The organism is Chitinophagales bacterium (assembly GCA_019694975.1).
Classification (GTDB): Bacteria; Bacteroidota; Bacteroidia; order Chitinophagales; family UBA10324; genus JACCZZ01.
In genome coordinates, this window is the sequence record JAIBAY010000002.1 from 439,583 (window position 1) to 463,451 (window position 23,869).

Sequence of the window (23,869 nt, forward strand, 5' to 3'; positions counted from 1 at the left end):
TCATGGAAGACCTTGCAGTAACACTGGGCAACATTCAACCCATCATCATCTTTTCAATGCTGATCAGCTTATGGGTGATAGAATCTTTCATCCCCTACTTTGCACCTTCACCAGGCAGGAAAAAAATGCGGCGCCGCAACCTGGTTATGGTGTTAATTTCCTTTGCGGTAAACGCACTTGCCGGACTTTATGTAAATGAAGTGATTCAGTTTACCGCCCGGCATCAGTTCGGACTGCTCAACTTGTTAAATCTGCCAAATGCCGTTTCACTGACAGCCGGCATGCTGCTGATCGATATGTGGGACTATGGCTTTCACCTGTTGCAACATCACATTCCGCTCTTCTGGCGTTTTCACCGCGTTCACCACAGCGATACAGAACTCGATGCATCAAGTTCATTGCGGTTTCATCCGTTTGATATTATACTGCAAACATTTGGCTGGACGTTCATGTTCACCTTACTCGGCATCAGCGGGCTTTGCTTCATGATCTACTTCACCTTCTATATCCTGCTCATCTTTTTTCAGCATGCCAACATTAAGATTCCTCATTTCATAGACTATTACGGAAGTTATGTTTTCTCAACGCCGGGCTGGCATAAAATGCATCATGCCGCAGAGCGGCCACTGACAGATTCACACTATGGTGATGTCTTTACTTTTTGGGACAGGATCTTTAAAACCGGAGGCCCTGTAGATGTAGAACATATTCAGTTTGGCATTGAATACTTCCGGCACGATGATGATCAGTCGGTGAAGAATATGCTGCTGATGCCGTTCAAACCGCTCTATCCGGATTCAAAATAAACAATCATTTCCTGCACCACTACCGAAGCTGCAGGGCTGATAAAAAGATTCTTTCAGGCAGAAACACAAATTGAAATATGCACCCGCAAACAGGTAAGCGGTTGCATATTACTTTTGAATGATCAGCCTGCATGTCAATACCTGGCCGCCTGTTCTGACATTGACTAAGTAAATCCCATCCGCCAGCAGCGTATCGCCGGTGATTGATTTATGCAACGCATCGCCTTCGATAGTGGCTTCGAAGCGTATCATGAGCTGATTCATCATATTCCATATTTCAATCGTTGCACTTACCGGTGTCGCATGCTGCAACTGCAATTCAAGAATAAAACTGCCAGTGGTTGGATTAGGATAACAATTGATCCGGCTGCCGGTTTGCAAATCACCGTCAGACGGATCTTCCTTACAGGAATTAACGACTTTTTGTGCGGCAGAAGTTTTGCTGCATCCGGCACCGTTGGTAACTGTTACTTTGTAATTGCCCTTTTTTGTTGCGGCATAAACCTGGTCCGTTGCACCTTCAATTGTTGCGTTCCCTTTCAGCCATTGATAAGCAAAAGACAATCCATCATTCGCCTGCAATAAAACAAAGCCTGTTGAGCAGATATCCAGATCACCCAATGGAATGATAGTGGCAAGTGGCGCAGCCATTACAGCAACCTTCGTTTTATCTGAAACAGATGAACAATCATAACTATTCATTTCACTGACCGTATAATTACCTTTCTTGTTCACGGCAAGAGCAGCATTGGTGGCACCGGCTATGCTGTTCCCGTTCTTATACCACTGATAGATGAGGTCGCCGTCATTATTAGCAGTAAGTATGATTTCCGCTCCGTCACAGATTGTAATATTCCCTACAGGATCTACAATCGCTACCATCTGATGATCATCTGTTGCACCATTGCAATTATCATCCATGGTGTTGCAATAGTCAACGGCACCAGGATGAATGGAAGAATTTGCATCATCACAGTCTGTGCTGTCTGCCACATAGCCTGGCAATGGTTCATTGGATTGTATAAATACATCAGCATCTCCATACCCGTCACCATCGCTGTCATAAAAAAATAACTGGTTGCCTGCTGTAAGCAGCACTTTAAGCAGACAACTGTCTTTGTAAATTTTTATGCCGGGCAACACTATCAGGCCACCATTGTAAACCTGCTGACCGGATTGAACAACCGTATTATCATGCGTGACTGTCCATGCGTAAACTGCGCCGGGTGAAATGATGCAGTGCTGTAACCGGCGTGGTGTGATATCTGCTGTACAGGAATCAGGATAGTTCACCAGCTGTCCTGATTTAGTATACAGGTTCCTGGCAAATAATTTCACTTCCCATGATGTAGTGCTATCGGCGATACTGCTTTCATCCCAATCCAGCGAACCATTCACCGTTCCAAAAGCCGCACCGGTGATATCATCGCCAATGCCATAATCCTCATCATTTGAACAGTGCGCAAAGGCAGGAAAAGAACGGTTGCTGGCATACCTGAACAAATCAAATGCTGCATCATTCCACGTGGAATTTACACCGGCGTGATTGCGCTGATCCCAGAAAAAATACCCACCTGTGTGATTTGCTTTTACCGAATCATAAAAAATTGTTTTTTCCGTCCAGCCAACCATCTCATCATGCTTTCCATTTATTGCAAAAATCATTGGGAAATTTTTTTCCCTGTAAGCATGAATTATCCAACCTCCGTTCACCGCATTATAAAATGGTATGCCTTTATTCGACATCAGGTTGCTGTTTACAGTTCCGAATTTGATATCGCCATCAAGCCTGGCCTGATTGCCCTCGTTCAGTGCGCAATCAGGATCATAATCATGCTCAAAACTATAATTGAAACAGGGAACGGATAAAAAAACAGCGGCAATTTTTTCAGGATGCGCTATGGCATACATGAACGCACTTCCCGCTCCCATAGAAGTACCTTTCAAATAAATCCGGTTGCTGTCAGCCGGAAAATGCATCAACGCCCAGTCAATGGTCAGTTTGGTTATTTCCTGCTGATAGTCATAATTGATTCCTGTTACCGGTACTTGATTTTCTGTGTTGTCTTTGTAAAAGTCATAGTTTTCATTGCTGCCATATCCGAGATCACTCTCTTCATTCGGTAATATGTCTTCCATCCCGATTTGTATCAGGTTACCGGGAGGCTTTTGCATATTCCATAAAAAATCCTCACCGCCACCATGAAAAAAAACTTCTATGGCATGAAGCCCTTCACCGGAAAAGTGAGGGTTCACCGCGAAATCAAGTGATATGTAACCTGCCTTATTCTGCAAAGCTTCACCAACCGCTCTTTTGGTGGAATAGAAAGTTGTATAAATATCCACCGTTTCGCTTCCAATCGGGAAGTGTTGCTGAAACACTGGCATAACCGTTGCTACTGCTTCTCCGATGGGCAGCACGGTCGCATTGGCCCCGCTGTTAACAGAAATATCTTCCATCTCATTCAGCACTGTTGTAACTGCGTAGTAATAACTTCCGTCCTCAAGTGTAGTTGCCACAAAAAGTCCTGTGCCGGAATTTAAGGGTATATCATTGGAGTCAATACGGAAGTAGGAAACAACACCGTTATGCGCTGACAGGTTATGATCCTGCGCCGAATTATTGTCTGTATGCCCAAGATATTCACAACCGGCAAGTTGTATACTATTGACTATGGGGGAGGTTGAACGGTATACCTTATAATAAACATCCGCAGATAAATTCTTCCAGGTGAGAAAAACCTGGCCGTGTTTATATTTTCCTTTGAGTTTGGTTACTGTATTTCCATAAACTGCCACATGGAATATTGCCGCCATAAAAAAAAACATCCAACGGAGATTACCATTTATTTGATGAGGCATGGGCAGCAATTTTAAGAGGGTTGTATCAACAAGCTGGGGGCAAAAGGTGCATTGCACCTGGATGCGATAAATGCTAACTTAAAGATACCTTATTCTTTGTTCTTTTGATTCGATAGTGCCGTATGCTGCCAAAGCAAAGTTGAAACCGTTGATGTGAAATCCGGGCGTACTTCAATACTTCCATGTCTTCAAATATTCTGAAAACAACTGTTCAAAATTGGAAAATCTGCTGATCGCAGATTTTCCAATTTCAAAATATCAGCTAAGGCTGCTACTGTTGTACCGCAATTTTACCTGCGTACACACGATTGCCAGCAATCACTTTAACCAGGTAAATGCCGGCGACCAGCTTTTGATCAGCCACGATTTCCTTGTGCAACAGGCCCTCAATTATGACTACCTGCTCCATAAGCACTACTTCATTTAACATATTGGATATTTCTATGGTTGCCGTGCCGGCCGTTACATTTTCCAGGTTAAGGTCAATCGTAAAATGACCTTGTGATGGATTGGGATAGCAGGTAAGAAGAGTGTTTACCTGCTCCGTTTGAAGCATGCCCTCTTTGCATGTCTTCACCACTTTAACCGCCAGTGAATTTTTACTGCATCCGGCGCTGTTGGTAACCGAAACCTTATAATTTCCCTTAGCGGTTGCAGTATAAACCTGATTGGTTGCACCAGCAATAATGAGGCTTCCCTTCATCCATTGATATTGGTAACCGCTGCCTGCTGTAGCCTGCAAGTCCACAAATCCCGCAATACAAATATCAAGATCGCCCAGCGGTGTGATATAAGCTGTCGGCAAAGCAGCAACAGAAACTTTAACAGTGTTGGACGTTGCAGTGCAATTGAAACCATTCTTTTCTGTCACAAAATAGTTACCCTTTTTACCGGCAACAAAGGTGGCATTGGTTGCCCCGGCAACGGCATTTCCGTTTTTATACCATTGATAGGTGATGCCACTCCCTGTATTGGCCTCCAGTGCAATCGTTGTTCCTGAGCAGATCACGATGCTACCGGCAGGCAGTACAATAGCGCTCAGTGAGTTTTCATCTATTAGTCCATTACAGTTATCATCCAGCCCGTTACAGATATCCTGTGCATTTGGATGTATGCCTGGATCTGCATCATAACAGTCAGTATTGATAGCAACATATCCGGAAGGCTTATCACAAGATGATTGGGTGATCGCAGCATTTCCGTATCCGTCATTATCAGCATCCTGATACCACAGTACAGGAATGCAGGATGAACATAACGTGGTTGTTGATGTGCCGGAAGCAGTAACAGAAGCAACTGTATTAACGATTAGCACGGACGTGGAATGCGCGACGGGTACTCCCACCAGTATAGACGGCGTAGAAGAGGAAGAATTAACAGTCGTATTGCAGCCACTGTTGCCATCAGCATCTGTTTTAACAAGGTATAAACTGCCACTTGATCCATATACTTCATCCTTTACACCGGCCAGCACTAATCCACCATCATTCGCTTCCTGGATAGCAAAGAATCCGGTCCATCCGGCATCGCCTATTGTCTTGCTCCATACAATACTACCGGTAGCATTGAGCTTCACCATATAACCGGCATGAACAGTTCCAAAGCTGGAGGTAGTGCCACAGAATACAAATCCTCCATCAGCAGTTGCCGTAACAGCATAAGCATCATCTTCTGCACTTCCGCCGATATTTCTTGTCCATTCAAGATTACCGCTTGCATCCGTCTTTACTACATTCACTTCAAAAATAAAGGCGCTGAATGTTATGCCGGCAATAATAAATCCACCATCATTAGCAAGGTGAACCGAATAATTCTGGTCATGACCGACATCACCATAGGACCTGTACCACAAGAGGTTCCCTGCACTGTCTGTCTTTATCAGGCACATATCATCATTGATACCTGTGTTAAGGTTCTCCCATCCGCCGATTACGAAACCATGATCCGGTGACTGCAAAAGTGTGTATGCGAAATTTTTCCGCGTGCTGTTGCCAAAGGTTTTCGACCAAAGTACAGTTCCGGTTGCATCTACCTTCACAAGGTGGGCATAACCATTCAGCCCAGTCTGTTTCTCAGTTCCGGAAAAAACATACCCCCCATCCGCAGTCTGCAAAATCCCATAGGCCGCATCATTACTGGTGGTGCCATACGTTTTACTCCAGGTCACGTTACCGGCAGCATCCGTTTTTACCAGGTATGCATCGGAAGCACCTGCGCCGAAACTCATCGTTGAGCCAGCAATGATGTAACCACCATCTGCAGTAGCTGCCACGGAATTTCCATGATCGACGCTGTTACCTCCAATGAATCGTGTCCAGAGCGTATCACCATTGGCATCTGTCTTCAACAGAAAAATATCGCCGCCGGCTCCTGCAAAATTGCCGGTGCCGACTATGATATATCCGCCATCGGCTGTGAGCTGCACATCGTTTGCATAGTTGTCACCGGCTAAGCCATAAGTCTTTTCAAAAGTGTTCTGCGCCTGTAGTACAGTAGTGAAGAGAAGGAGGCAGAGCATCAGCATGTTGGTCGTTGCTTTCATAAAATTTATTTTTAGATTTCTATTAACTGATTGAATAAAGTGAGTTTGCATATTCACTGTTACCTTGTCATTATTTATTGTTGCATCTTGTTTTAACATGGATCTAACAGGCGGTTTGTGTTTTTAAAACATGAACGGTAACAAGAGTATCCGCGCACGGCAGCAATTCGCCCGAATGCAATACCCAAAAATCACTCACTGAGTATGCAGGACAACGGTATCATTTTTATTTTACGATCTGAATTTTGTTCGTTGACACAACATCGCTCAGTGTCAGCCGCACAAAAAATGCCCCTGCCGCAATGTTTCCCGGCAGCGTTACCATCTGATTATAACTGCCTGTGTTTGTCATGCCATAATTGCAACTGTAGATAACCCGGCCATGGAGGTCGAAAACAGTGAGCAATACGTCAGTTGGCTTTGTTAACCGGTAGTTAATCATGAAAGAACTGCCTGTAACCGGATTCGGGAAAATTGAAACCGTTGGTTTAATCTCATTCTTTACGATTTCCTTCAATAATGCTGAGTTGCTGAATCTTGCCGTGAAAAAAGAACTTTTACCGCCGTTTATATTCCAATATCCACCCACTACTATTTTTCCATCTGTCTGCAGTGCAACATCATTGGTTCCTATATAGCTATTGGTTACCAGCGATGTGTCCATCCCACCGGAACCGAATGCGTTATCAGGGATCCCCTGATCATTCAGTTTTGAAAGACCGACACCATATAAGGTACCCGTTGATGTCGGGATATATGCCGGGCCTGCCAGTACAATATCATTATCCGGCTCTATCGCCAAAGCTTCGCAATAGGCCGTGCCTCCGTAGAAGTTCATAAACTTCCAGCCGCCGCTTCCGAATGACTGGTCTATGGCACCATTTGGCTGCAGGCAAAGTGCAGCCACCTGCGTATTTCCAAAGTAGTTCGACATTCCCCCTAAAACAATCCGGCCGTCACTAAGCAACCCGACTGATTCCGCTATATCCGTAGTGCCTTTATCAGCGCGTACAATTCCATTCGTGCCAAACGTATTGTCTGGCGTACCATTAGCGTTTAACCTCACTGCAGCAAAATCATATCTGAAAAAAGCAGTTTGCACCAATGTATCAATATAACCTGCCGCTACTATTTTTCCGTCCGGTTGAATAGCAAGCTGCCTGCATTCAGAATGTTTGCCGGAGAGATACAAAGTGTACATACCATTATTGCCAAACGTATTGTCAAGTTTACCGCCTTTGGTTAATCTCACGATCAGCATATTCCCATAGCCGCCGGAACCTCCCTGGTATCCTGCCAAAACAATTTTATCATCCGGCTGAATGGCAACATCAAAGCAAATCATGCCGCTGCCAGCAATATTCACTTCAACATTACCTTTATCACCAAAACTTGTATCAGATGACCCGTTTTTATTGAGACGGTACACTATATAATTGTTCACGTTTGTGGGGCCCACACCGCTGCCGGCCACAATAATTTTTCCGGACGACTGTAGTGCCATATCACAGAAAAAACCACCGGTGATCGTAGCAATGCCTCCCGTTCCAAAATTGTTGTCGTACCCTCCATTCGGTTTAAGCCTGACTATGCCGATATTGGAATAACCGATTGAATTGAAGCTGTTACCTCCCGTCAGGATTTTACCGTTTGGCTGAATCAGCACAGAGCGGGCAACATCATCCCTGGAAGGCGCAAGCTTTGTGGTTTTATAACCTGTTCCTGCAAACGACAAATCCAACTCGGGTTGCGCAAATGCCGGAACAATGATCAACAGCAGTAATACCACCGTTGAAAGAATCTTTGTAAAGCTTTTCATTTGATAGGTTTTAGAAGAACATGAAAGGTCTCAGGTAGGCAACAGAGATCCGGTTTCGCGATACCGGCATTTCACAGATTGACGAACCTTCGACGATTGCTTTCTGCGGTGGAGATAACGGACACTGTCTTACTGTTAGTTATTGAACATTATCCTGCAGACAGCGGGAACAAAATTACGGCATGGCTCAGCGGTCACATGCCAAATGCACCTGAGCGTATGATTATTCATGCTGAGCAGGTAAAAAGCGATACTGTAGATTCATTTGATGATGCATGTTGTAAATAAGTCCATTTGCCTGGCTCCAAATAAGAATTCTCAATGTTTCATGTTAGTGCAACCAGTGAGGCACACCGAACGAACAGAATAAACAGGTAAGCCAATTGCAAAATATAGCTCAGGAATAATTATCATTGTGGCGTCATTCGTAAACAAAAACAATCCTTATGAAAAAAATTGTTTCTACCCTGCTGTTACTGATACTTCTTGGCGGATTCGCCAATTCACAGAATATCAGGCTGAATCTTTACAGCGCCTATGTTTTTGAAGACCGGTTTGATTCATATTATGATCAATATAATTATTACGACGGGCAGATACAGGGTGGTTACCAATGGGGCGGTGGTTTGGAATTTATGGCAAAACCAGCTTACGGCGTAGAACTGCTTTACTACCGTGAAGACACCCACGCACCTACCGAATACTACAATGGCAAAATTGTTTATAGTGATCTTGATTTAGGCCTTAACTATATTATGCTGGGCGGCGTTCGATATATACAGAAACCGGGCGGTATGGTAGAAGGATTTGGCGGGCTGATGGCAGGAATGCTTGTTGCCAGCATCACCAATCCGGATACAAACGGAAACACTACACCCACAAAATTTGCATGGGGCATTCGCGGCGGTGCCAATATATGGGCATCAGAGAAAGTAGCCATTAAATTGCAGATTCAACTGTTGTCGGCGGTGCAATCCATGGGCGGAGGTCTGTATTTTGGTACGGGTGGTGTGGGTGCAGGCGTAAGCAGTTACTCTTCCATCTACCAGTTTGGATTAGGTGGCGGACTTACTTTCGCACTCGGTAAATAAGCAATATCGAAACAGTCGTTTTGAGTGGTACGCCTGTTTACTGGCTGATGGCCCAGGCAATGGGTCCGTCCGGGTTAATCAATGACTTTACCTGTTCCCATTGGAGATAAATATTGATCGGGCCGTCAGCGTATGGGGCGATTTCATACGGACTATAAGTAAATCCGATGCCACCGTGATCAATGTAAAATGCTTCATTCAGATCCAGCTTGTTTATCAGCAATCCGTTATCTTTTAACGATGCAGATTCATCTATGTTCCGGTTTATCCTCAGTTGCTTTTCTGCGATAGCAGCCAGTTCCCTTTTTGACGATTTGAGGAAGAGATCATCCAATGTGAGTGTCTCTCCGGTTTTAAGATCCAAAACCATGTAACTGTAAACAGTATTTCCATGAGCACCACCGGTGTATGTATAACCGGTTACCCTGACCGACATCAGGTAATGCTCGTTATAGACAACATCATAGGCCTGCTGGTATTCCCAATTATAGATGTAAGGTGATTCATCCATGAATTGCCTGTTCTCAGCCGCAACAGAATCCGGAAATGCTTCCTCGTATGATTCACTGAAAGAATCAAATTCATCCTCCATTGATTCCTCTGCAAGATCCCTCACCTCCGCAGGAGTCTCATCGCCTTCCAGTTCAAAGCTCAGCAACGACTCATTGATGGCCCTTGCAACAGGATTCACTGATGACTCGGGCAGGTAGCAATAGGTATATGTTCCTTTACAACCCAGCGTCTGACCTTTGCTATTAGAGCGCCAGATATACTTGAAGGTCTTCGTCAGTGACTTTACGTTTACACTCCCTTCGGGCAGAAAGGATGCAAGCGTAAAAGGTAAAGTCTTCGACCTTGCAGCATCCGTCCAGGTTCCATCGATTTGAGTAAAATCTGCTGCAACAGTTCCATTAAACAAACCGGTGACTGCATTAGCTTCCGACTCCTTCAGCACCAGAACACCCCGTTTCAATGAACCGTTGAGCAGCAATTCCTTTCCTGCACTGCTGTAATAATAATGTCCTGTTACAACAGTATCGGCAAAATGCAAATCAACTACAACGCCAGCTTTCTTACCTATGATTCCTTCATAGCGCCTATAGGTACCGTTTATTTCCTGTGCCTGAATTACAGACGAATACAGCAGAAAAATGATAAGCAGTTTTTTCATTGGCAAATTGTTTCCGGACCAAAAATAATACACTGCAACGCAATTGAATTGATTCCGCAGCAACAAGATTTTTATGGCAATACGTTGCTGATTCACAATTTAACTTCTAAATTCAACTCCCCGTTTTTTCAGTACTTCAACCTTAAAAAATAAAAATGCCGAAATCACCAGCGGAAATGCATGCAGCGATCATCCGTAACCTGCAGCGGAACACGGGCAAAACACTGGAGCAATGGATGGAACTGGTGAAGAAATCCGGCATCAAAGACAGGAAAGAAAAAACGAAATGGCTGAAAACAAAACACCTCTTGGGAACCGGGCAAGCCAGTACAATCACGAAAATGATGTATGAAGGCCTTGCGGATTATGATGGAGAATACCTGATGCAATTGCATTTCAGCGGCGATAAAGATTACCAGAAACCGATTTATGATAAGATCACCGCTGCTCTCAAAAAATGGGGCGATCACAAAATAGCGATCAACAAAACCTACCTCTCACTTACTCACCGGTTACAATTCGCCATCATTAAAACTACCAAAGACGGATTAGTGATTGGCGTGCCGGCAGCTGCCGTGAAAGCAACCAAAAACAAAGAGTTCAGTATTACCAAAAACCTGGGCAGCGAAAGAATTACACACAAGCTGCTGCTCAATGATACAAGCGATCTCTCCGATAGTGTGATGCAGGTCTTAAAAGCAGCCTATGATAAATGCTGAACAAACTTGACGGCAGCCAACGGATTGATCCGATGAATTACAGAATAATAATCACGCTTTGATAAACGGGCACAATTAATATTAAACAATGTACCATTAAACCCTTCTTAATATATGCGCAATAAACGACCGGAAAAAAGCGATTACCCGGAATACTATGAAAGATATATTGCCAAAGCCGGCAATAATCCACTGACTGATCTGAAAAATAACCATAAGAAGTTGCGCCGCAAGTTGCTGCGCCTTGGCCGTAAGGATTTGCAATACCGTTACGCAGAAGGCAAATGGACCATCAAGGAGATTCTGCTGCACATCATGGATGCAGAAAGAGTATTCTGCTACCGGGCCTTGCGTTTTTCCAGAAACGATGCTACCGAACTGCCCGGATTCGATGAAAATGCCTGGACTCCCAACAGCAATGCTAACGGGCGCAAACTCAGGTCGATCTTGCGGGAATATGATGCAATGCGGAAACATACGATTGAACTCTTCTCCAACATGAATAAAGAGATGCTGAATCGGTCAGGCATAGCTAACGGAAAGCAAATCTCCGTAAGGGCACTCCTGTTCATCCTCGCAGGACATGAAATTCATCACATGCGGATTATCGTGGAACGTTATATTGAGAAATCTTACGTGGCTCCGCCGGCTGTATAAGCTATTCACACAATTTTCAGGATCAGTGATTTTTGCAACAGCGCCTTTTGTTTTTCACGAGTAATGAAATCCTACCCTATTTCAAAAAAGCAAAAGATATTTACTTCCTCACAGAATGCATTACCTGTGTCATTTTCTTTTGCTGCCCGCATTTTACAAGCCGTTCCGTATGCTTCCTGACTGGCTTCTCTCATTAATCAAACCTGCTGATCAGCCCGGCATTGCCGCATCCATTTTACTGATGGCATTGGTTATCGCATCCGGCATTGCACTCGGCAAACTGAGAATCAAGAAAGTTTCACTCGGCATTGCAGGTGTTTTATTTTCAGGTATTGTCATGGGTCACCTCGGTTACAGGATGGATGCGACAACAATGGATTTCCTGCGTGATGCCGGTTTGATTCTGTTTGTGTATGCCGTAGGCATGCAGGTAGGGCCCTCCTTCTTTTCATCTTTCAGAAAAGACGGCATGCTGTTTAATGCAATGGCCATCGGTACAATTGCAGGTGGTGCCATCATTACAATTCTACTTTACAAAATCACCACAGCAGGCATGGATAACCTTGTTGGCATTATGTCCGGTGCGGTTACCAATACACCGGGCCTGGGCGCAGCCAAAGCCGCCTTGTCTGATGTTGCTGCCAAAAACAAAGGGATGATCTTCAATGACCCCGCCAATGCATATGCAGTTACTTATCCATTTGGCGTGTTGGGTGTAATTCTGGTGATGCTGGCCGGTAAAACCATTTTTCGTATTGATGTAACATCGGAAACTAAAGAATTCGAAAATGGCATCCGCCAAAAATATCCTTCACCGGCTGTAGTAAAATGCAGGGTTACCAACCCGGAATATATCGGTCATACCATTGGTAATTTTTTGGAAAAAGCCGGAATGAACATCATCGTTACCAGACAGAAACACAGTGGTTCAACGATTGTGGAAACTGCTGCGGAAAGCAATCTCCTTTTGGAACGCGATGTACTGATGCTCGTTGGAATGCCGGATGACGTTAACAAAGCAGCCGGCTTGCTGGGATATGTCTCTTCCGACCGTTTTATAGAGTCGCAGGAAAAGACTGCTACCATAAGCTTGTTTGTCACGAGCAACAGCGCTGTACAGAAATCCATTGAACAACTCAACTTTGAAGATCAGTTTGGTGCGCGCATCACCCGCGTTTACCGCGCCGGTCTCGAGCTGCTGGCATCACCAAGCCTTGTATTGCATTATGGCGACAAGATCAGGGTGGTGGCAGATCAGCATTCGATGGAAAAAATTGCAAGGCTCGTAGGCAATTCCGAAAAACGATTACAGGAACCACAACTCCTTTCCATCTTTCTGGGCATCATACTCGGTGTTACCATTGGTTCTATTCCAATTTTATTGCCCGGACTTGTTGCTCCTGTCAAACTTGGTATGGCAGCAGGACCGCTTCTCGTAGCGCTCGTAATCAGCCGCTTCGGCGGCATTGCTACCATACATTCCTACCTGAATCAAAGCGCGATGCTCTTTATGAAAGATTTCGGCATCTGCCTTTTCTTTGCTGCCGTCGGTCTGCATGCAGGCGAATCATTTTACCAGACATTTATCACTTACAATGGATGGATGTGGGTATTGTATGGCGGATGCATTACCGTGATTCCCCTGTCGCTGATGGTCATTGTTGCCAGGCTGTTTTTCAGGATGAACTACCTGCCCTTGCTGGGACTGATTGCCGGCACCTATACTGATCCTGCAGCATTGGCATTCAGTACTTCCTACTTCAAATCTGATTTGCCCACACAAGCTTATGCTACTGTCTATCCTTTGGCGACCATCATGCGTATCCTTATCGCGCAATTGCTGATCTTGTACTTTGCCGTATGAGCACGTTTAAATTCACGGATCATAAGCAATATGATATTTGACCAGGTGGTCGTTGAATACAATTTTCTGAGGTCGATCCGGCATGTTGTAATGCAAAACATTTGAGTCAAAGGCGTCCTTATTAACGTCTGATTTTTTGCTGATTGAATTCCTTTTTAGATCAGCAGCTTCCAACCGATTAAAAGGCATTCTTCACAAATAGGCAGTTGACACTTTTAAGTTGATAATGGTTCTCCACCTCGCTGAAGCAGGCTGATTCTTCTCAAAGCCCTCATACAGCAACAATAGAGTATAGATTTCATAAACAAGACAACATCAGCATTCTAATGCTACTATAAGGTCATATTGCTGTAGCTCCATCCTGAACCTTCATTCCACAATTTTTTATGGAAGATGTACCCCTGATAAGCAGAACTGCCGTCAGGATTTATCTAATCACTTTGTTAGAATTGGAAGTAAAGACATCTTAAGATGTCCTATTTATCTGGCCAGACCAGGCCTTCCTTGCCATAATGTGTAAACCAGCTAAACCAAAAAGAAAAGTATCCCGGTTGCGGCTGTCCGTTTATCGTGGCATAAGGAATATTTTTTTTCACCAAAACGGAAACAATTCCTTCCGGCGATTTAACGGTTGCATTTCCTTTTTTCAACAAAGAAAGCCAGTCAAAAGCAATAGAACCACTACCGGTTGAAACAACATACATCATTTGTTTGGCGGGAAAGAGTTTGCTGCTATGGCTAACGGGAAAATAGAGTTCTTCCGAGGTCATATAATCGCCATAAGGATTCTGCATGTAATTGCGGTCGTATCCTGTCTTAGGGCTGAGGATCTTTGCGGAAGGATAGTCCTCAACCACTTCTTCAAATGAAACCACTTCAGTGTTCAAAAGCTTCAGCTTCATTCCGGTGTATTTGCCTGCCACTGCTTCTCCCATAGCCTGCGACCAGAGGCTTTCGCTCTTATCGTCAAACATGAGCAGGTTTGATTCATATAACCTCCCGCTGACACCAAACTGCAGGGTGTCTCCGTCTAACAGCCGCTCATAAACAATAGCTGATCCGCAAAGCGGGCAAAATGTAATCGCAACCGGTAAGGTATCCAGTACATCATTTACAACCTCATGCCAGTTCAAAATATTAAACGGATAAAACCGTGTTTCCGATTTGCTATGCAGCAAAATGCCATAATCCGGTTCTGTCAGAAAACCCCTGGCTGCCTCCACACTTATAAACTCAGGAAAATCAATGGCCGGAATACCATTTTTAGAAACTCCGCCGTCATGGATGGAATCAAGCGGAACTGAATGTTTGGAAAAGTCCGTCCGGAGGCCGCTGAAGTCATATTCCTTCAGTAATGCGGAATCTGTTGCTTTAATGGCGGTATCTGTTGTAACCTGCCTGCCATCTTGCTGCGACGGCGAACAAGACAGAATAAAGGTGATACCAATAAACGGAAGGAATAAAGATGCTGCTATTAACTTCTGCAATGCTGAATGCTTGACACGGATGAAATCATAATACTTTCAAAGCCGTTGGATTATTACTATAAATAAGTGATCCGGCTATGATTTGGCTCCGCCAGCTCTTGCAATATATTTATCCATATCCCTGCCTTCCGCCGTGTTAGGGTATTTTGCCTTGATCTCCTCGTAAATTTTCTTTGCCTCCGCAGTTTTCTGCTGACTCTCCAGCAACATACCCGCCTTTTTCAAAAACATCGGTGTCGTGAGTTCATTCTCAAAATTATAGGCAGCCTTTTTATAGTAATCAACGGCCTCATCCATCTTGCCAAGCTCTGAATAGGCGTCTCCCAATGCACCGAGTGACATACTGCTTACCATTTTATCTTTACCGCTATAATCCTTGAGATGTTCAATTGCGTCTTCAAACTTACCTTGTTTCAGATAGATAACACCGGCATAATAATGCGCCAGGTTAGCTGCCGGCGTCCATTTGTAATCCTCCATGATCTGTGTGAAACCAGGATAATTTCCATCACCGTTTAACGCCCGCTCCAATGAATCCTGGCCAAAGTATTTTTCAGCCATAAACATCTGATTCGTCGCTTCTGTGCTTTTAGGGTCGAGGTATAATTTGGTGAAGCCGAGATAAGCAGCTACGATGGCAAACAAACCGCCGGCAACGTAGGTCAGCAGGTTCTTATTTTGATTTACCCAATGTTCAAAATTATTTAACCGGTCTTCCAGTTTCAGATTTTGTTCTTTTATTTCTTCTGCCATTGCTGATTGTTATGCTTGATTGATGATTTTTGGTTTGTATGCTCTAAGGCACTGTTCATTGCCTGTCTTAATCTTTAAGGAAAGGATAGTCAGCTTCCATATAGTTATCACTGTATATCTCTGACGGATCAGGGTATGGAGACTCTTCCGCAAATTTTACGCAATCGTCGATCTCTGCCAGTATTCTTTCATGGAGGTCGGCGATCTGCTCCGCTGTCGCATAATTATATTTCATAATTGTAGCCAGTGTCGTCTCCAGCGGATCCTTTTGCTTGTATTCCTCCACTTCTTCCTTCGAACGGTATTTCGCAGGGTCACTCATCGAATGGCCTTTATAGCGGTATGTCTTAATCTCCAGGAAGGTCGGGCCTTCACCACGCCTGCCTCTTGCGGCAGCAGCGGCCACGGCATCATGCACCGATTCGCATCGCATCCCATCAACCTGCATGGATGGCATATCATAACCAAGTGCCAGCTTGCTGATATCAGAAACATTGCTGGACCGTTCCACGGAAGTTCCCATCGCGTATTCATTATTCTCACAGATAAAGATCACCGGTAACTTCCACAGCATAGCCATATTAAAAGTTTCATGCAGCGCCCCCTGTCTTGCGGCGCCATCGCCGAAAAAACAGGCACAGACATTCTGTGTACCGAGGTATTTTTCTGAAAACGCGATGCCTGCACCAAGCGGAATCTGTGCACCAACAATACCATGTCCGCCAAAGAATTTTTTTTCTTTGGAAAAGAAATGCATCGACCCTCCTTTTCCCTTCGTACATCCGGTGGCTTTGCCATACAATTCAGCCATGCATTCATTGGACGAAATACCCTTTGCAAGGGCTAATCCATGATCACGGTAAGCGGTAATGATGGCATCGTCGGTCTGCAGCGCTGAAATAGTGCCGGCAGCAACGGCCTCCTGCCCGATATAGAGATGGCAAAATCCGCGTATCTTCTGCATGCCATACAGCTGACCTGATCTTTCTTCAAAACGGCGGATACGCAGCATGAGCTCATACCAGGAAAGGTAGGTTTCCCCGGAGAATTTTCCGTTGACGGAGTCCAGACTTACCACACCTTCCTTGAGTCCGCCTGCCGTTTCAGCAGCCGTACCATTGGTTTCTTTTGCTATTTTTGCTTTCGCCAATTTTAACGAATAAGGGTGCGAAAATAATTAAAAAAGTCAATTAGAACGAAGCGATTTTCTCCGGCCTGTGTATCTTAAAACATTGTCACTCACCCAGTTTAAGAATTACAGATCAGCCAGCTTACAATTCAGCCCTTCCCTGAATCATTTTGCCGGCCGCAATGGGGCGGGAAAAACCAATCTTCTCGACAGCATTCATTACCTGTGTCTCGGCAAGAGTTATTTTCATGCAAGTGATATGCAATCCATCAGGGCGCCGGAATCCTTCTTCAGAATGCAGGGTAAATTCAAACAGGACGCCACAGAAATGGACGTGAGCTGCACCTATTCAGGTGGCCGGAAAGAAGTTGCAAAAAACGGCATTGCCTATCAGCGGCTGACAGAACATGTCGGAACTATTCCCGTAGTGATGATTGCTCCGGATGATCATTCGCTGATTGATGAAGGAAGTGATGAACGACGGCGCTTCATCGACAATACCATCTCGCAGATTGATCACCCTTACCTCGATAATCTCGTTGCCTATAATAAAGTGTTGCAACAACGGAATGCAGCATTGAAAACATTTGCCATCCGCAGATCATTTGATGCTGCCTTGCTGGATACGCTGAACATACAACTTTCCGGCATCGGCCGGAAAATTTATGCATCCCGTACACGCTATCTGCAACAGTTTATACCGCCGGTGAAAAAGTATCATGCCCTTGTCTGCGGCGAAAAGGAAAACATACAGGTGGAATACCAGTCTGTTTTTCAAAAGGGCGATCTGCTGCCTGCCTTACGCAATTCCATCGAGAAAGACCGGCAACTGGAAAGAACAACGGAAGGCATTCACCGCGACGAATTAGATTTTTTTCTTTCAGGTCAACCCGTAAAAAAATTCGGTTCACAGGGACAAAAGAAAACGTTCCTGATATCGCTGAAACTCGCGCAATGGGAATTGATAAGATCCGAAATAGGTAAAACGCCCATCCTGTTGCTCGATGACCTGTTTGATAAACTTGATAGCTTTAGGGCTGGGAAAATCCTTAACCTGATAGCTGCCGGATTTTTCGGGCAGGTTTTTATCACAGACACCGAAGCCGAAAGATTGCACAACCTGATGCCTGAAAATGACAAGGACTATAAGTATTTCCATATTGAAGACGGGCAAGTGACAGAAAGCGGATAAAGCATATTTTTGTTTGCTGATGCCGGTAGCAAACCGCATTTCTTTCTGTTCTCTATATTTGCCGCATTATAACTATGGATAAGGATACTTCAAGAACACGAACAAAGATCATCGCCACCATTGGCCCGGCTTCAAGAAATTATGAAACCATCTGCGCCATGATAGAAGGTGGGCTCGATGTGGTGCGCATGAACTTTTCTCACAGCACGCATGATGATCATCAGCATACACTGGATGCGGTGCGACGGTACAATGCAGAATTTAACAGCAACATCTGCCTGTTAGGTGATCTGCAAGGCCCCAAGCTAAGGGTCGGTATGGTGGAAAATAATGAAGTGATGTTGGAAAACGGCAAAAAAATATTGCTGACATCCACCGAAACACTCAGCACTGCAGAAAAGCTTTATATCAAATATCCGCAACTGGCACAGGACGTGAAACCGGGCGAACGGATTCTGCTTGATGATGGTAAACTGACACTGGAAATTCTTAGCAGTGACAACAATGATACGCTGGAAGCCATGATCATTCATGGCGGGAAACTCAGCTCAAAGAAGGGCGTTAATTTTCCGAACAGTACACTTTCTGTTCCGGCACTCTCAGAAAAAGATAAAGCTGATCTTGCCTTTTCTATAAAGAATAAAGTTGAATGGATCGCCCTTTCTTTTGTACGAACAGCCGATGACATTCACCAGGTGAAGACACTGCTGCATGAAGCACGTTCCCGTGCAAAGGTGATTGCCAAAATTGAAAAGCCGGAAGCCATCACCAATATCGACGAAATCATCGCTGCATCAGACGGCATCATGGTAGCCCGCGGGGACCTTGGTGTGGAAATGGAACTCGAGCAGGTACCTATTCTCCAGAAGAAGATCGTAAAAGCCTGTATCCAGTCTGCAAAACCCGTGATCATCGCCACGCAGATGATGGAGAGTATGATCTCGAGCCCGACACCAACGCGAGCGGAAACCAATGATGTGACCAATGCCGTGCTTGATGGTGCTGATGCTGTAATGCTGAGTGCCGAAACTTCAACCGGTGCTTTTCCGGTGCAGGTCGTGAAGATCATGGATAAGATTGTACGTTTTGCTGAAAAGGAAGCAGAAGTATATAATAAGCGCAAGCTTGTTAACCGCCACTCAAAAACTTTTTTGTCGGATGAAATATGCCACCAGGCCTGCCTGATATGTGATGTGCTGAATGCCAAAGCTATCGTAAGCATGACACATTCCGGCTACACCGCATTTCAGCTCACCAGCTTCCGGCCCAAGGCGCCTGTATTTATCTTCACTGATAATAAACAACTGCTGAATACTTTGAATCTTTTATGGGGAGTCAAATGCTTCTACTATAACAAATTCGCCACTACCGATGAGACCATTCATGATGTGAATGGCATACTGCGGGATATGGGTTATATTGAAACCGGCGATCTCGTCATCAATACCGCCAGCATGCCCTTGCATACCCGCAGCAGAACTAATACCATTAAGGTGAGCAGGATTGATTAAGCAGTTGCAAGACTAAGGCGTTTGGATTTTTTGTTAGTAAGTAAAAGTCAAGGACTGTCCAAATGTTGCGTTTACCTGTAACCTTCGCCGTTTTCATTATTGCCGCATCATGTTCTTCAAAACAGGTTAAGCAGCCTCCCGTATTAGACAATAAAACGGTCGTTGTTGCTCAGCTAAAAGAAAACCTGCCGGTAGATACCGTTATCCGCAGCATTCCTTGCAAGACAGCTCCGGCACAATCATTCAGCCTTTATCTGCCTCCATCCTACTCTTCCAATGTGCCGTTCCCGGTGCTAATGTTCTTTGATCCGCATGGTGATGGTTCGTTGCCGGTTTCGAAATATCATCTGCTTGCCAGGAAGTTTGGTTATGTGCTGATTGGTTCCAACAATGCCAGGAACGGACTTACTCCTGATCAGACCAATAACATTGCTGCAACGTTAACGCAGGATCTGCGGACGAGGATTGCTGCAGATGAAAAACGCATTACGTTGGCCGGCTTCTCCGGTGGTGCGAAGGTGGCACTTGCCTACACCTACAGTCATCCTGAAGTGCAACATGTAATTTACGCAGGCGCCGCCATTCCTCTGCCGCTATCCGCACCTCCGCTTGCCATGCTTGGCTTTGCAGGCATTAATGACATGAACTATACCGACCTGCTTGCATTCGATCAGTCAATCAAAAAAACAGCGATCTCCCACCTGCTGATTGAATGGAATGGTAAACATGAGTGGCCAGATACGGCTGCCTTCCGGGATGCATTTTATTGGCTTTCCTTCGAAGCAATGCGAAGCAGTCAAGAGTTTGATGAATCCCTGCTGCAAACGTTCAGTGAAGCGATAGCAAAAAAGATTGCCGCCACAAGTGAACCTGTAAGCAAAGCGATGCAGTTGAATAAAGCTATATTCTTTCTGCAGGGTATTACAGCTACAGATCGATATCAAGTGCAGCTTGATGCACTTATGGCGGATAATGCATTTCAGGCTGCACTGCAACAAAAGCAGCAGGCATTACAGACGGAATCAAGATTAAAACAAAATTATTACGCAGCCTTCCAGGACAAGGACCTCCAGTGGTGGAAAAATGAAATAGCAAGGATGAAGCAAATGACCGACCCTTCCACGACAGCCATGTATCAACGGTTACTCGGATTCATCTCACTGGCCTGTTATTCCATTTCAGGCAATGCCATCGCGCAAAGCCAATGGTCAACGGCGGAGAAGATGCTGGCTATTTATAAATTGGCGGATCCAATGAATGCCGATCAGCCATTCTTTGAAGCCTGCTACTTCGCCCGGCTGGGAGAAAATAAAAATGCATTAATTTCTTTGAACCGTGCTGTGGATTTGGGTTTAAAAGATCCGGATAAAATATTGCATGAACCCGCTTTGCTTTCTTTGCAAAACGAACCTGGCTTTATCAGCTTGGTTGCAAAACTGCAGCAGCAGACCATATCTTCGCACCGATGACAGTTAACAAGGCGGCTGAAGAATTCAAAATCATCATTTTAATCAGAAAAAATTCTCACTTTTGAGTAATATCCTAATCTGTCAATCCATGAAACGAATGTTACGTTCTTCCAGAAACCTGATGGCAGCTTTTGCCTGCAGCTTTTGCCTCACTTTTGCACTATATGCACAGGACACCAACACACGCAAGAGTTGTTTCGACGATTATAATTACATGTTCAGCACACGCGGAACATATCCTGTGCCTGATGGCATGCAGAAAGTTACCGTATCGCTGGTAGATGCAAAAGGTAAAGCCGCTTGCAGGGTCGGACAGATCATGGTGAAAAATAATACCGTTATTCCGCCGCTCTATATTCCGAGAGAAGATGGTTCGATGACGGAATCCCACGGCACCTTTGACCGCAGCTTTTACCGCGAAACCGATGGCAAAATATCTTTTGCCATCAAGGATGCCATGTCACCGGTCTTCATGCTGGAAGGTAACCGCAAGGTCCGGCTTTACTTTATCGACTACCTGAAACCGGAACCCGGTCAGATGATAAAGGCGCCGGATATGAATTCACATATTACCATTGATACGATCATTTCAAAGGATGATCTTTCCCTCATCAGCAGCAGCGCAAAAAGTATTGAGTTTGAAACCGGCAAGGATAAACTGACACAGGCATCCTATGCCAGGCTCGATGAAATAGCGGGTATAATGAAGCAACACCCCGACAGCAAATGGATGATCAATGGCTACACCGATAATACCGGCAATGCGAAAAGTAATGATGAGCTTTCTTCAAAACGCGCCATCAGTGTGCAACGGTATTTCATCAGTAAGGGGATTGCTCCCGATCACCTGTTTGCGGATGGCTATGGTTCCGACAACCCTATTGCCGACAACAATACAGAGGAAGGAAGGAAAATGAATCGAAGGGTAGAAATCATACTGATAAAGTAAGCGCGTCAATACAACACTTACGGTTCTAAAAAACCGATGCTGACGTATAAAAATGCAGCATCGGTTTTTTTATGACTTATTATTAAAGTTGCTGAAAGAATGCAGCAGAATTTCCATTTTTTTTGAAGCTATCTCAAAACAGGCAAGCATTGCGGTCATGCCGAATTTATTTCCGCATCTGTCAATGAATGAAAGAGATCCTGATCCCGGGCAACCGGGACTGGATTACTTCGGGTATTTTGAGATAGCCTCCAGTCGCTGTAAGAAGTGGCCTTAAAAAACTATTCACTCACAAAGCTGCGAAGAGAAAATTCAACTCTCCAGTTTTTTTCCTTTTCAGTAGTGTTAGTTGAATGGGAATTCCTACTTTCATCTTCATAAAATCCGATACATGAAATCAATTTTTCTGGTAATCTCAATGGCCATTGCGTTCTCGATCAACTGTCCGGGTCAGAATAAAAAGCTTTCGCCCAATAAAGCTGCAGTGCTTGCCTCTGTTGCAGCACATCAGCAGGAACTGACTGATCTGAGCGATAAGATCTGGGGCTATGCAGAAGTTGCCTATCATGAAACGCAATCTTCCAAAGTGCTCGCCGACTATGCAGCAGCACAGGGATTCACCGTACAACGGGACGTTGCAGGCATCCCAACAGCATTTACAGCCACTTATGGATCCGGTAAACCTATCATCGGTATCATGGGGGAATTTGATGCCTTGCCAGGACTTTCGCAAAAGGCCCAACCTACCAAAGAAGCACTTATGGAAGGTGCGCCAGGACATGGCTGCGGACATAACATGTTTGGTGCCGGCAGTTTAGGTGCAGCACTCGCTATCAAAGAATTGATGGCAGAAGGCAAACTAAAAGGCACGATCCGATTTTATGGAACACCTGCAGAAGAAGACGGTGCAGGCAAAGTGTACATGGCACGCGCAGGATTGTTTAACGATCTTGATATATGTCTTGACTGGCATCCTGACTATGAAAACAAAGCCAATATGCAAAGCTCGCAGGCTGTCACAGACTACCTGGTTGAGTTCAACGGAAAAAGTTCACATGCAGCCGCTGATCCGTGGAATGGAAGAAGTGCATTAGATGCCGCTGAACTGTTTACCACCGGTGTCAACTTCTACCGCGAACATATGAAACCAAGTGCACGGATACATTATGTGTATAAGGAAGCCGGCAATGTCCCGAATGTAATTCCCGATAAAGCATCCGTCTGGATATGGATGCGCGATTCAAAACGAACCGGTGTAGCTGTTTTGGAAGAGCGTGTCCGCAATATCGCACAGGGTGCGGCGCTTATGGCAGGCGTGCAATATGATATCAAACTCAACAGCGGATTGTATGAATTGCTGGTGAATGAAACAGGAGCAAAAGCATTACAGAAGAATATGGAACTGGTGGGCCCCATCACCTATACAGAAGAAGAAACAGCCTTTGCTAAGAAAATTCAGGAAGAATATGGATTACCTGCTAAAGGAATGAAAGGTGATATCAAACCATTGGAACAAACGCGGCCTGATCCTGACGGCGGATCAACTGATGTGGGCGACATCAGTTGGATAGTTCCGGAAATTACGCTGCTTGCTGCTACGGCACCTTATGAATCTCCGTGGCATTCATGGGTAGTGGTGGCATGCGGCGGTATGTCCATCGGCCACAAAGGACTGCTGTTCGCTTCCAGATCACTCGGCCTAACAATGGTTGATTTATTTGAGAATGAAACCTTGCGCAATGAAATCAAAACTGAATTCATGAAAAGGAAGGGTGATGAAGTATGGAAACCGTTATTGCCTGATGGTCCGCCACCGGTTGGGAATTGATGCTTGTAAAAAACATTTGC

At 44.8% G+C, this 23,869-nt stretch carries 17 protein-coding genes; 10 read left to right on the forward strand and 7 right to left on the reverse strand.

All coding sequences use genetic code 11. The annotated features are described in order from the left end of the window. Window positions 1-2: 2 nt before the first annotated feature. Window positions 3-806 (forward strand): sterol desaturase family protein, encoded by an 804-nt coding sequence (locus tag K1X61_04995; GenBank protein ID MBX7107986.1) that lies wholly within the window; start codon window positions 3-5, stop codon window positions 804-806. Between the two features lie 108 nt (window positions 807-914). On the opposite strand, the gene K1X61_05000 is transcribed toward K1X61_04995, so the two are convergent. The 3 genes from K1X61_05000 to K1X61_05010 form a co-directional block, all read right to left on the reverse strand. Then, window positions 915-3,668, reverse strand: a complete 2,754-nt coding sequence (locus K1X61_05000; GenBank protein MBX7107987.1) for a T9SS type A sorting domain-containing protein — start codon at window positions 3,666-3,668, stop codon at window positions 915-917. Window positions 3,669-3,939: 271 nt separating this feature from the next. Further along, window positions 3,940-6,210, reverse strand: coding sequence for a T9SS type A sorting domain-containing protein (locus K1X61_05005; GenBank protein MBX7107988.1), 2,271 nt, complete (start codon window positions 6,208-6,210; stop codon window positions 3,940-3,942). A gap of 226 nt (window positions 6,211-6,436) precedes the next feature. Then, entirely contained in the window at window positions 6,437-8,029 is a 1,593-nt protein-coding gene (locus K1X61_05010) for a T9SS type A sorting domain-containing protein (GenBank protein MBX7107989.1), read from the reverse strand. 446 nt (window positions 8,030-8,475) lie between these two features. Between K1X61_05010 and K1X61_05015 the strand changes: the two genes are divergently transcribed. After that, a complete protein-coding gene (locus K1X61_05015) occupies window positions 8,476-9,120 on the forward strand; it encodes a hypothetical protein (GenBank protein ID MBX7107990.1) in 645 nt (214 codons plus the stop codon). A 37-nt stretch (window positions 9,121-9,157) separates the two neighbouring features. Here the strand turns inward: K1X61_05015 and K1X61_05020 are convergent, their stop codons facing one another. Beyond that, complete coding sequence (locus tag K1X61_05020; GenBank protein MBX7107991.1) at window positions 9,158-10,291, reverse strand: DUF3298 and DUF4163 domain-containing protein; 1,134 nt, start codon at window positions 10,289-10,291, stop codon at window positions 9,158-9,160. Between the two features lie 155 nt (window positions 10,292-10,446). Between K1X61_05020 and K1X61_05025 the strand changes: the two genes are divergently transcribed. The 3 genes from K1X61_05025 to K1X61_05035 all read left to right on the forward strand — a co-directional run bounded on the left by K1X61_05025 (window position 10,447) and on the right by K1X61_05035 (window position 13,531). Continuing rightward, the gene (locus K1X61_05025) at window positions 10,447-11,010 is read left to right on the forward strand and encodes a DUF4287 domain-containing protein (protein MBX7107992.1); all 564 of its coding nucleotides are present in this window, start codon (window positions 10,447-10,449) and stop codon (window positions 11,008-11,010) included. A gap of 114 nt (window positions 11,011-11,124) precedes the next feature. Continuing rightward, window positions 11,125-11,667 carry a DinB family protein gene (locus tag K1X61_05030; protein ID MBX7107993.1) on the forward strand — a complete coding sequence of 181 codons (543 nt, stop codon included), beginning with the start codon at window positions 11,125-11,127 and terminating at the stop codon, window positions 11,665-11,667. Between the two features lie 169 nt (window positions 11,668-11,836). After that, entirely contained in the window at window positions 11,837-13,531 is a 1,695-nt protein-coding gene (locus K1X61_05035) for a putative transporter (protein MBX7107994.1), read from the forward strand. A 476-nt stretch (window positions 13,532-14,007) separates the two neighbouring features. Here K1X61_05035 and K1X61_05040 read toward each other — a convergent pair whose 3' ends face one another. The 3 genes from K1X61_05040 to pdhA form a co-directional block, all read right to left on the reverse strand. Beyond that, complete coding sequence (locus K1X61_05040; protein ID MBX7107995.1) at window positions 14,008-15,018, reverse strand: DUF3179 domain-containing protein; 1,011 nt, start codon at window positions 15,016-15,018, stop codon at window positions 14,008-14,010. Between the two features lie 75 nt (window positions 15,019-15,093). Beyond that, window positions 15,094-15,771, reverse strand: a complete 678-nt coding sequence (locus tag K1X61_05045) for a tetratricopeptide repeat protein (GenBank protein MBX7107996.1) — start codon at window positions 15,769-15,771, stop codon at window positions 15,094-15,096. Window positions 15,772-15,838: 67 nt separating this feature from the next. Next, window positions 15,839-16,783: a pyruvate dehydrogenase (acetyl-transferring) E1 component subunit alpha gene (gene pdhA / locus K1X61_05050; protein MBX7107997.1), complete on the reverse strand. Its 945-nt coding sequence runs from the start codon at window positions 16,781-16,783 to the stop codon at window positions 15,839-15,841. A 220-nt stretch (window positions 16,784-17,003) separates the two neighbouring features. Between pdhA and recF the strand changes: the two genes are divergently transcribed. The 5 genes from recF to K1X61_05075 all read left to right on the forward strand — a co-directional run bounded on the left by recF (window position 17,004) and on the right by K1X61_05075 (window position 23,849). After that, window positions 17,004-18,092 (forward strand): DNA replication and repair protein RecF, encoded by a 1,089-nt coding sequence (gene recF, locus K1X61_05055; protein ID MBX7107998.1) that lies wholly within the window; start codon window positions 17,004-17,006, stop codon window positions 18,090-18,092. 74 nt (window positions 18,093-18,166) lie between these two features. Beyond that, window positions 18,167-19,603 (forward strand): pyruvate kinase, encoded by a 1,437-nt coding sequence (gene pyk, locus K1X61_05060; GenBank protein MBX7107999.1) that lies wholly within the window; start codon window positions 18,167-18,169, stop codon window positions 19,601-19,603. 62 nt (window positions 19,604-19,665) lie between these two features. Beyond that, window positions 19,666-21,072, forward strand: coding sequence for a hypothetical protein (locus tag K1X61_05065; GenBank protein ID MBX7108000.1), 1,407 nt, complete (start codon window positions 19,666-19,668; stop codon window positions 21,070-21,072). 88 nt (window positions 21,073-21,160) lie between these two features. Next, window positions 21,161-22,021, forward strand: a complete 861-nt coding sequence (locus K1X61_05070) for an OmpA family protein (protein ID MBX7108001.1) — start codon at window positions 21,161-21,163, stop codon at window positions 22,019-22,021. 391 nt (window positions 22,022-22,412) lie between these two features. Further along, the gene (locus K1X61_05075) at window positions 22,413-23,849 is read left to right on the forward strand and encodes an amidohydrolase (protein ID MBX7108002.1); all 1,437 of its coding nucleotides are present in this window, start codon (window positions 22,413-22,415) and stop codon (window positions 23,847-23,849) included. Window positions 23,850-23,869 lie beyond the last annotated feature (20 nt).

Excerpts from the sequence above, each read along its gene's own strand:
- K1X61_04995 (MBX7107986.1), top strand. The coding sequence starts at position 3 with ATGGAAGACCTTGCAGTAACACTGGGCAACATTCAACCCATCATCATC.
- K1X61_05000 (MBX7107987.1), bottom strand. The coding sequence starts at position 3,668 with ATGCCTCATCAAATAAATGGTAATCTCCGTTGGATGTTTTTTTTTATG.
- K1X61_05005 (MBX7107988.1), bottom strand. The coding sequence starts at position 6,210 with ATGAAAGCAACGACCAACATGCTGATGCTCTGCCTCCTTCTCTTCACT.
- K1X61_05010 (MBX7107989.1), bottom strand. The coding sequence starts at position 8,029 with ATGAAAAGCTTTACAAAGATTCTTTCAACGGTGGTATTACTGCTGTTG.
- K1X61_05015 (MBX7107990.1), top strand. The coding sequence starts at position 8,476 with ATGAAAAAAATTGTTTCTACCCTGCTGTTACTGATACTTCTTGGCGGA.
- K1X61_05020 (MBX7107991.1), bottom strand. The coding sequence starts at position 10,291 with ATGAAAAAACTGCTTATCATTTTTCTGCTGTATTCGTCTGTAATTCAG.
- K1X61_05025 (MBX7107992.1), top strand. The coding sequence starts at position 10,447 with ATGCCGAAATCACCAGCGGAAATGCATGCAGCGATCATCCGTAACCTG.
- K1X61_05030 (MBX7107993.1), top strand. The coding sequence starts at position 11,125 with ATGCGCAATAAACGACCGGAAAAAAGCGATTACCCGGAATACTATGAA.
- K1X61_05035 (MBX7107994.1), top strand. The coding sequence starts at position 11,837 with ATGCTTCCTGACTGGCTTCTCTCATTAATCAAACCTGCTGATCAGCCC.
- K1X61_05045 (MBX7107996.1), bottom strand. The coding sequence starts at position 15,771 with ATGGCAGAAGAAATAAAAGAACAAAATCTGAAACTGGAAGACCGGTTA.
- pdhA (MBX7107997.1), bottom strand. The coding sequence starts at position 16,783 with ATGCTGCGTATCCGCCGTTTTGAAGAAAGATCAGGTCAGCTGTATGGC.
- pyk (MBX7107999.1), top strand. The coding sequence starts at position 18,167 with ATGGATAAGGATACTTCAAGAACACGAACAAAGATCATCGCCACCATT.
- K1X61_05065 (MBX7108000.1), top strand. The coding sequence starts at position 19,666 with ATGTTGCGTTTACCTGTAACCTTCGCCGTTTTCATTATTGCCGCATCA.
- K1X61_05070 (MBX7108001.1), top strand. The coding sequence starts at position 21,161 with ATGAAACGAATGTTACGTTCTTCCAGAAACCTGATGGCAGCTTTTGCC.
- K1X61_05075 (MBX7108002.1), top strand. The coding sequence starts at position 22,413 with ATGAAATCAATTTTTCTGGTAATCTCAATGGCCATTGCGTTCTCGATC.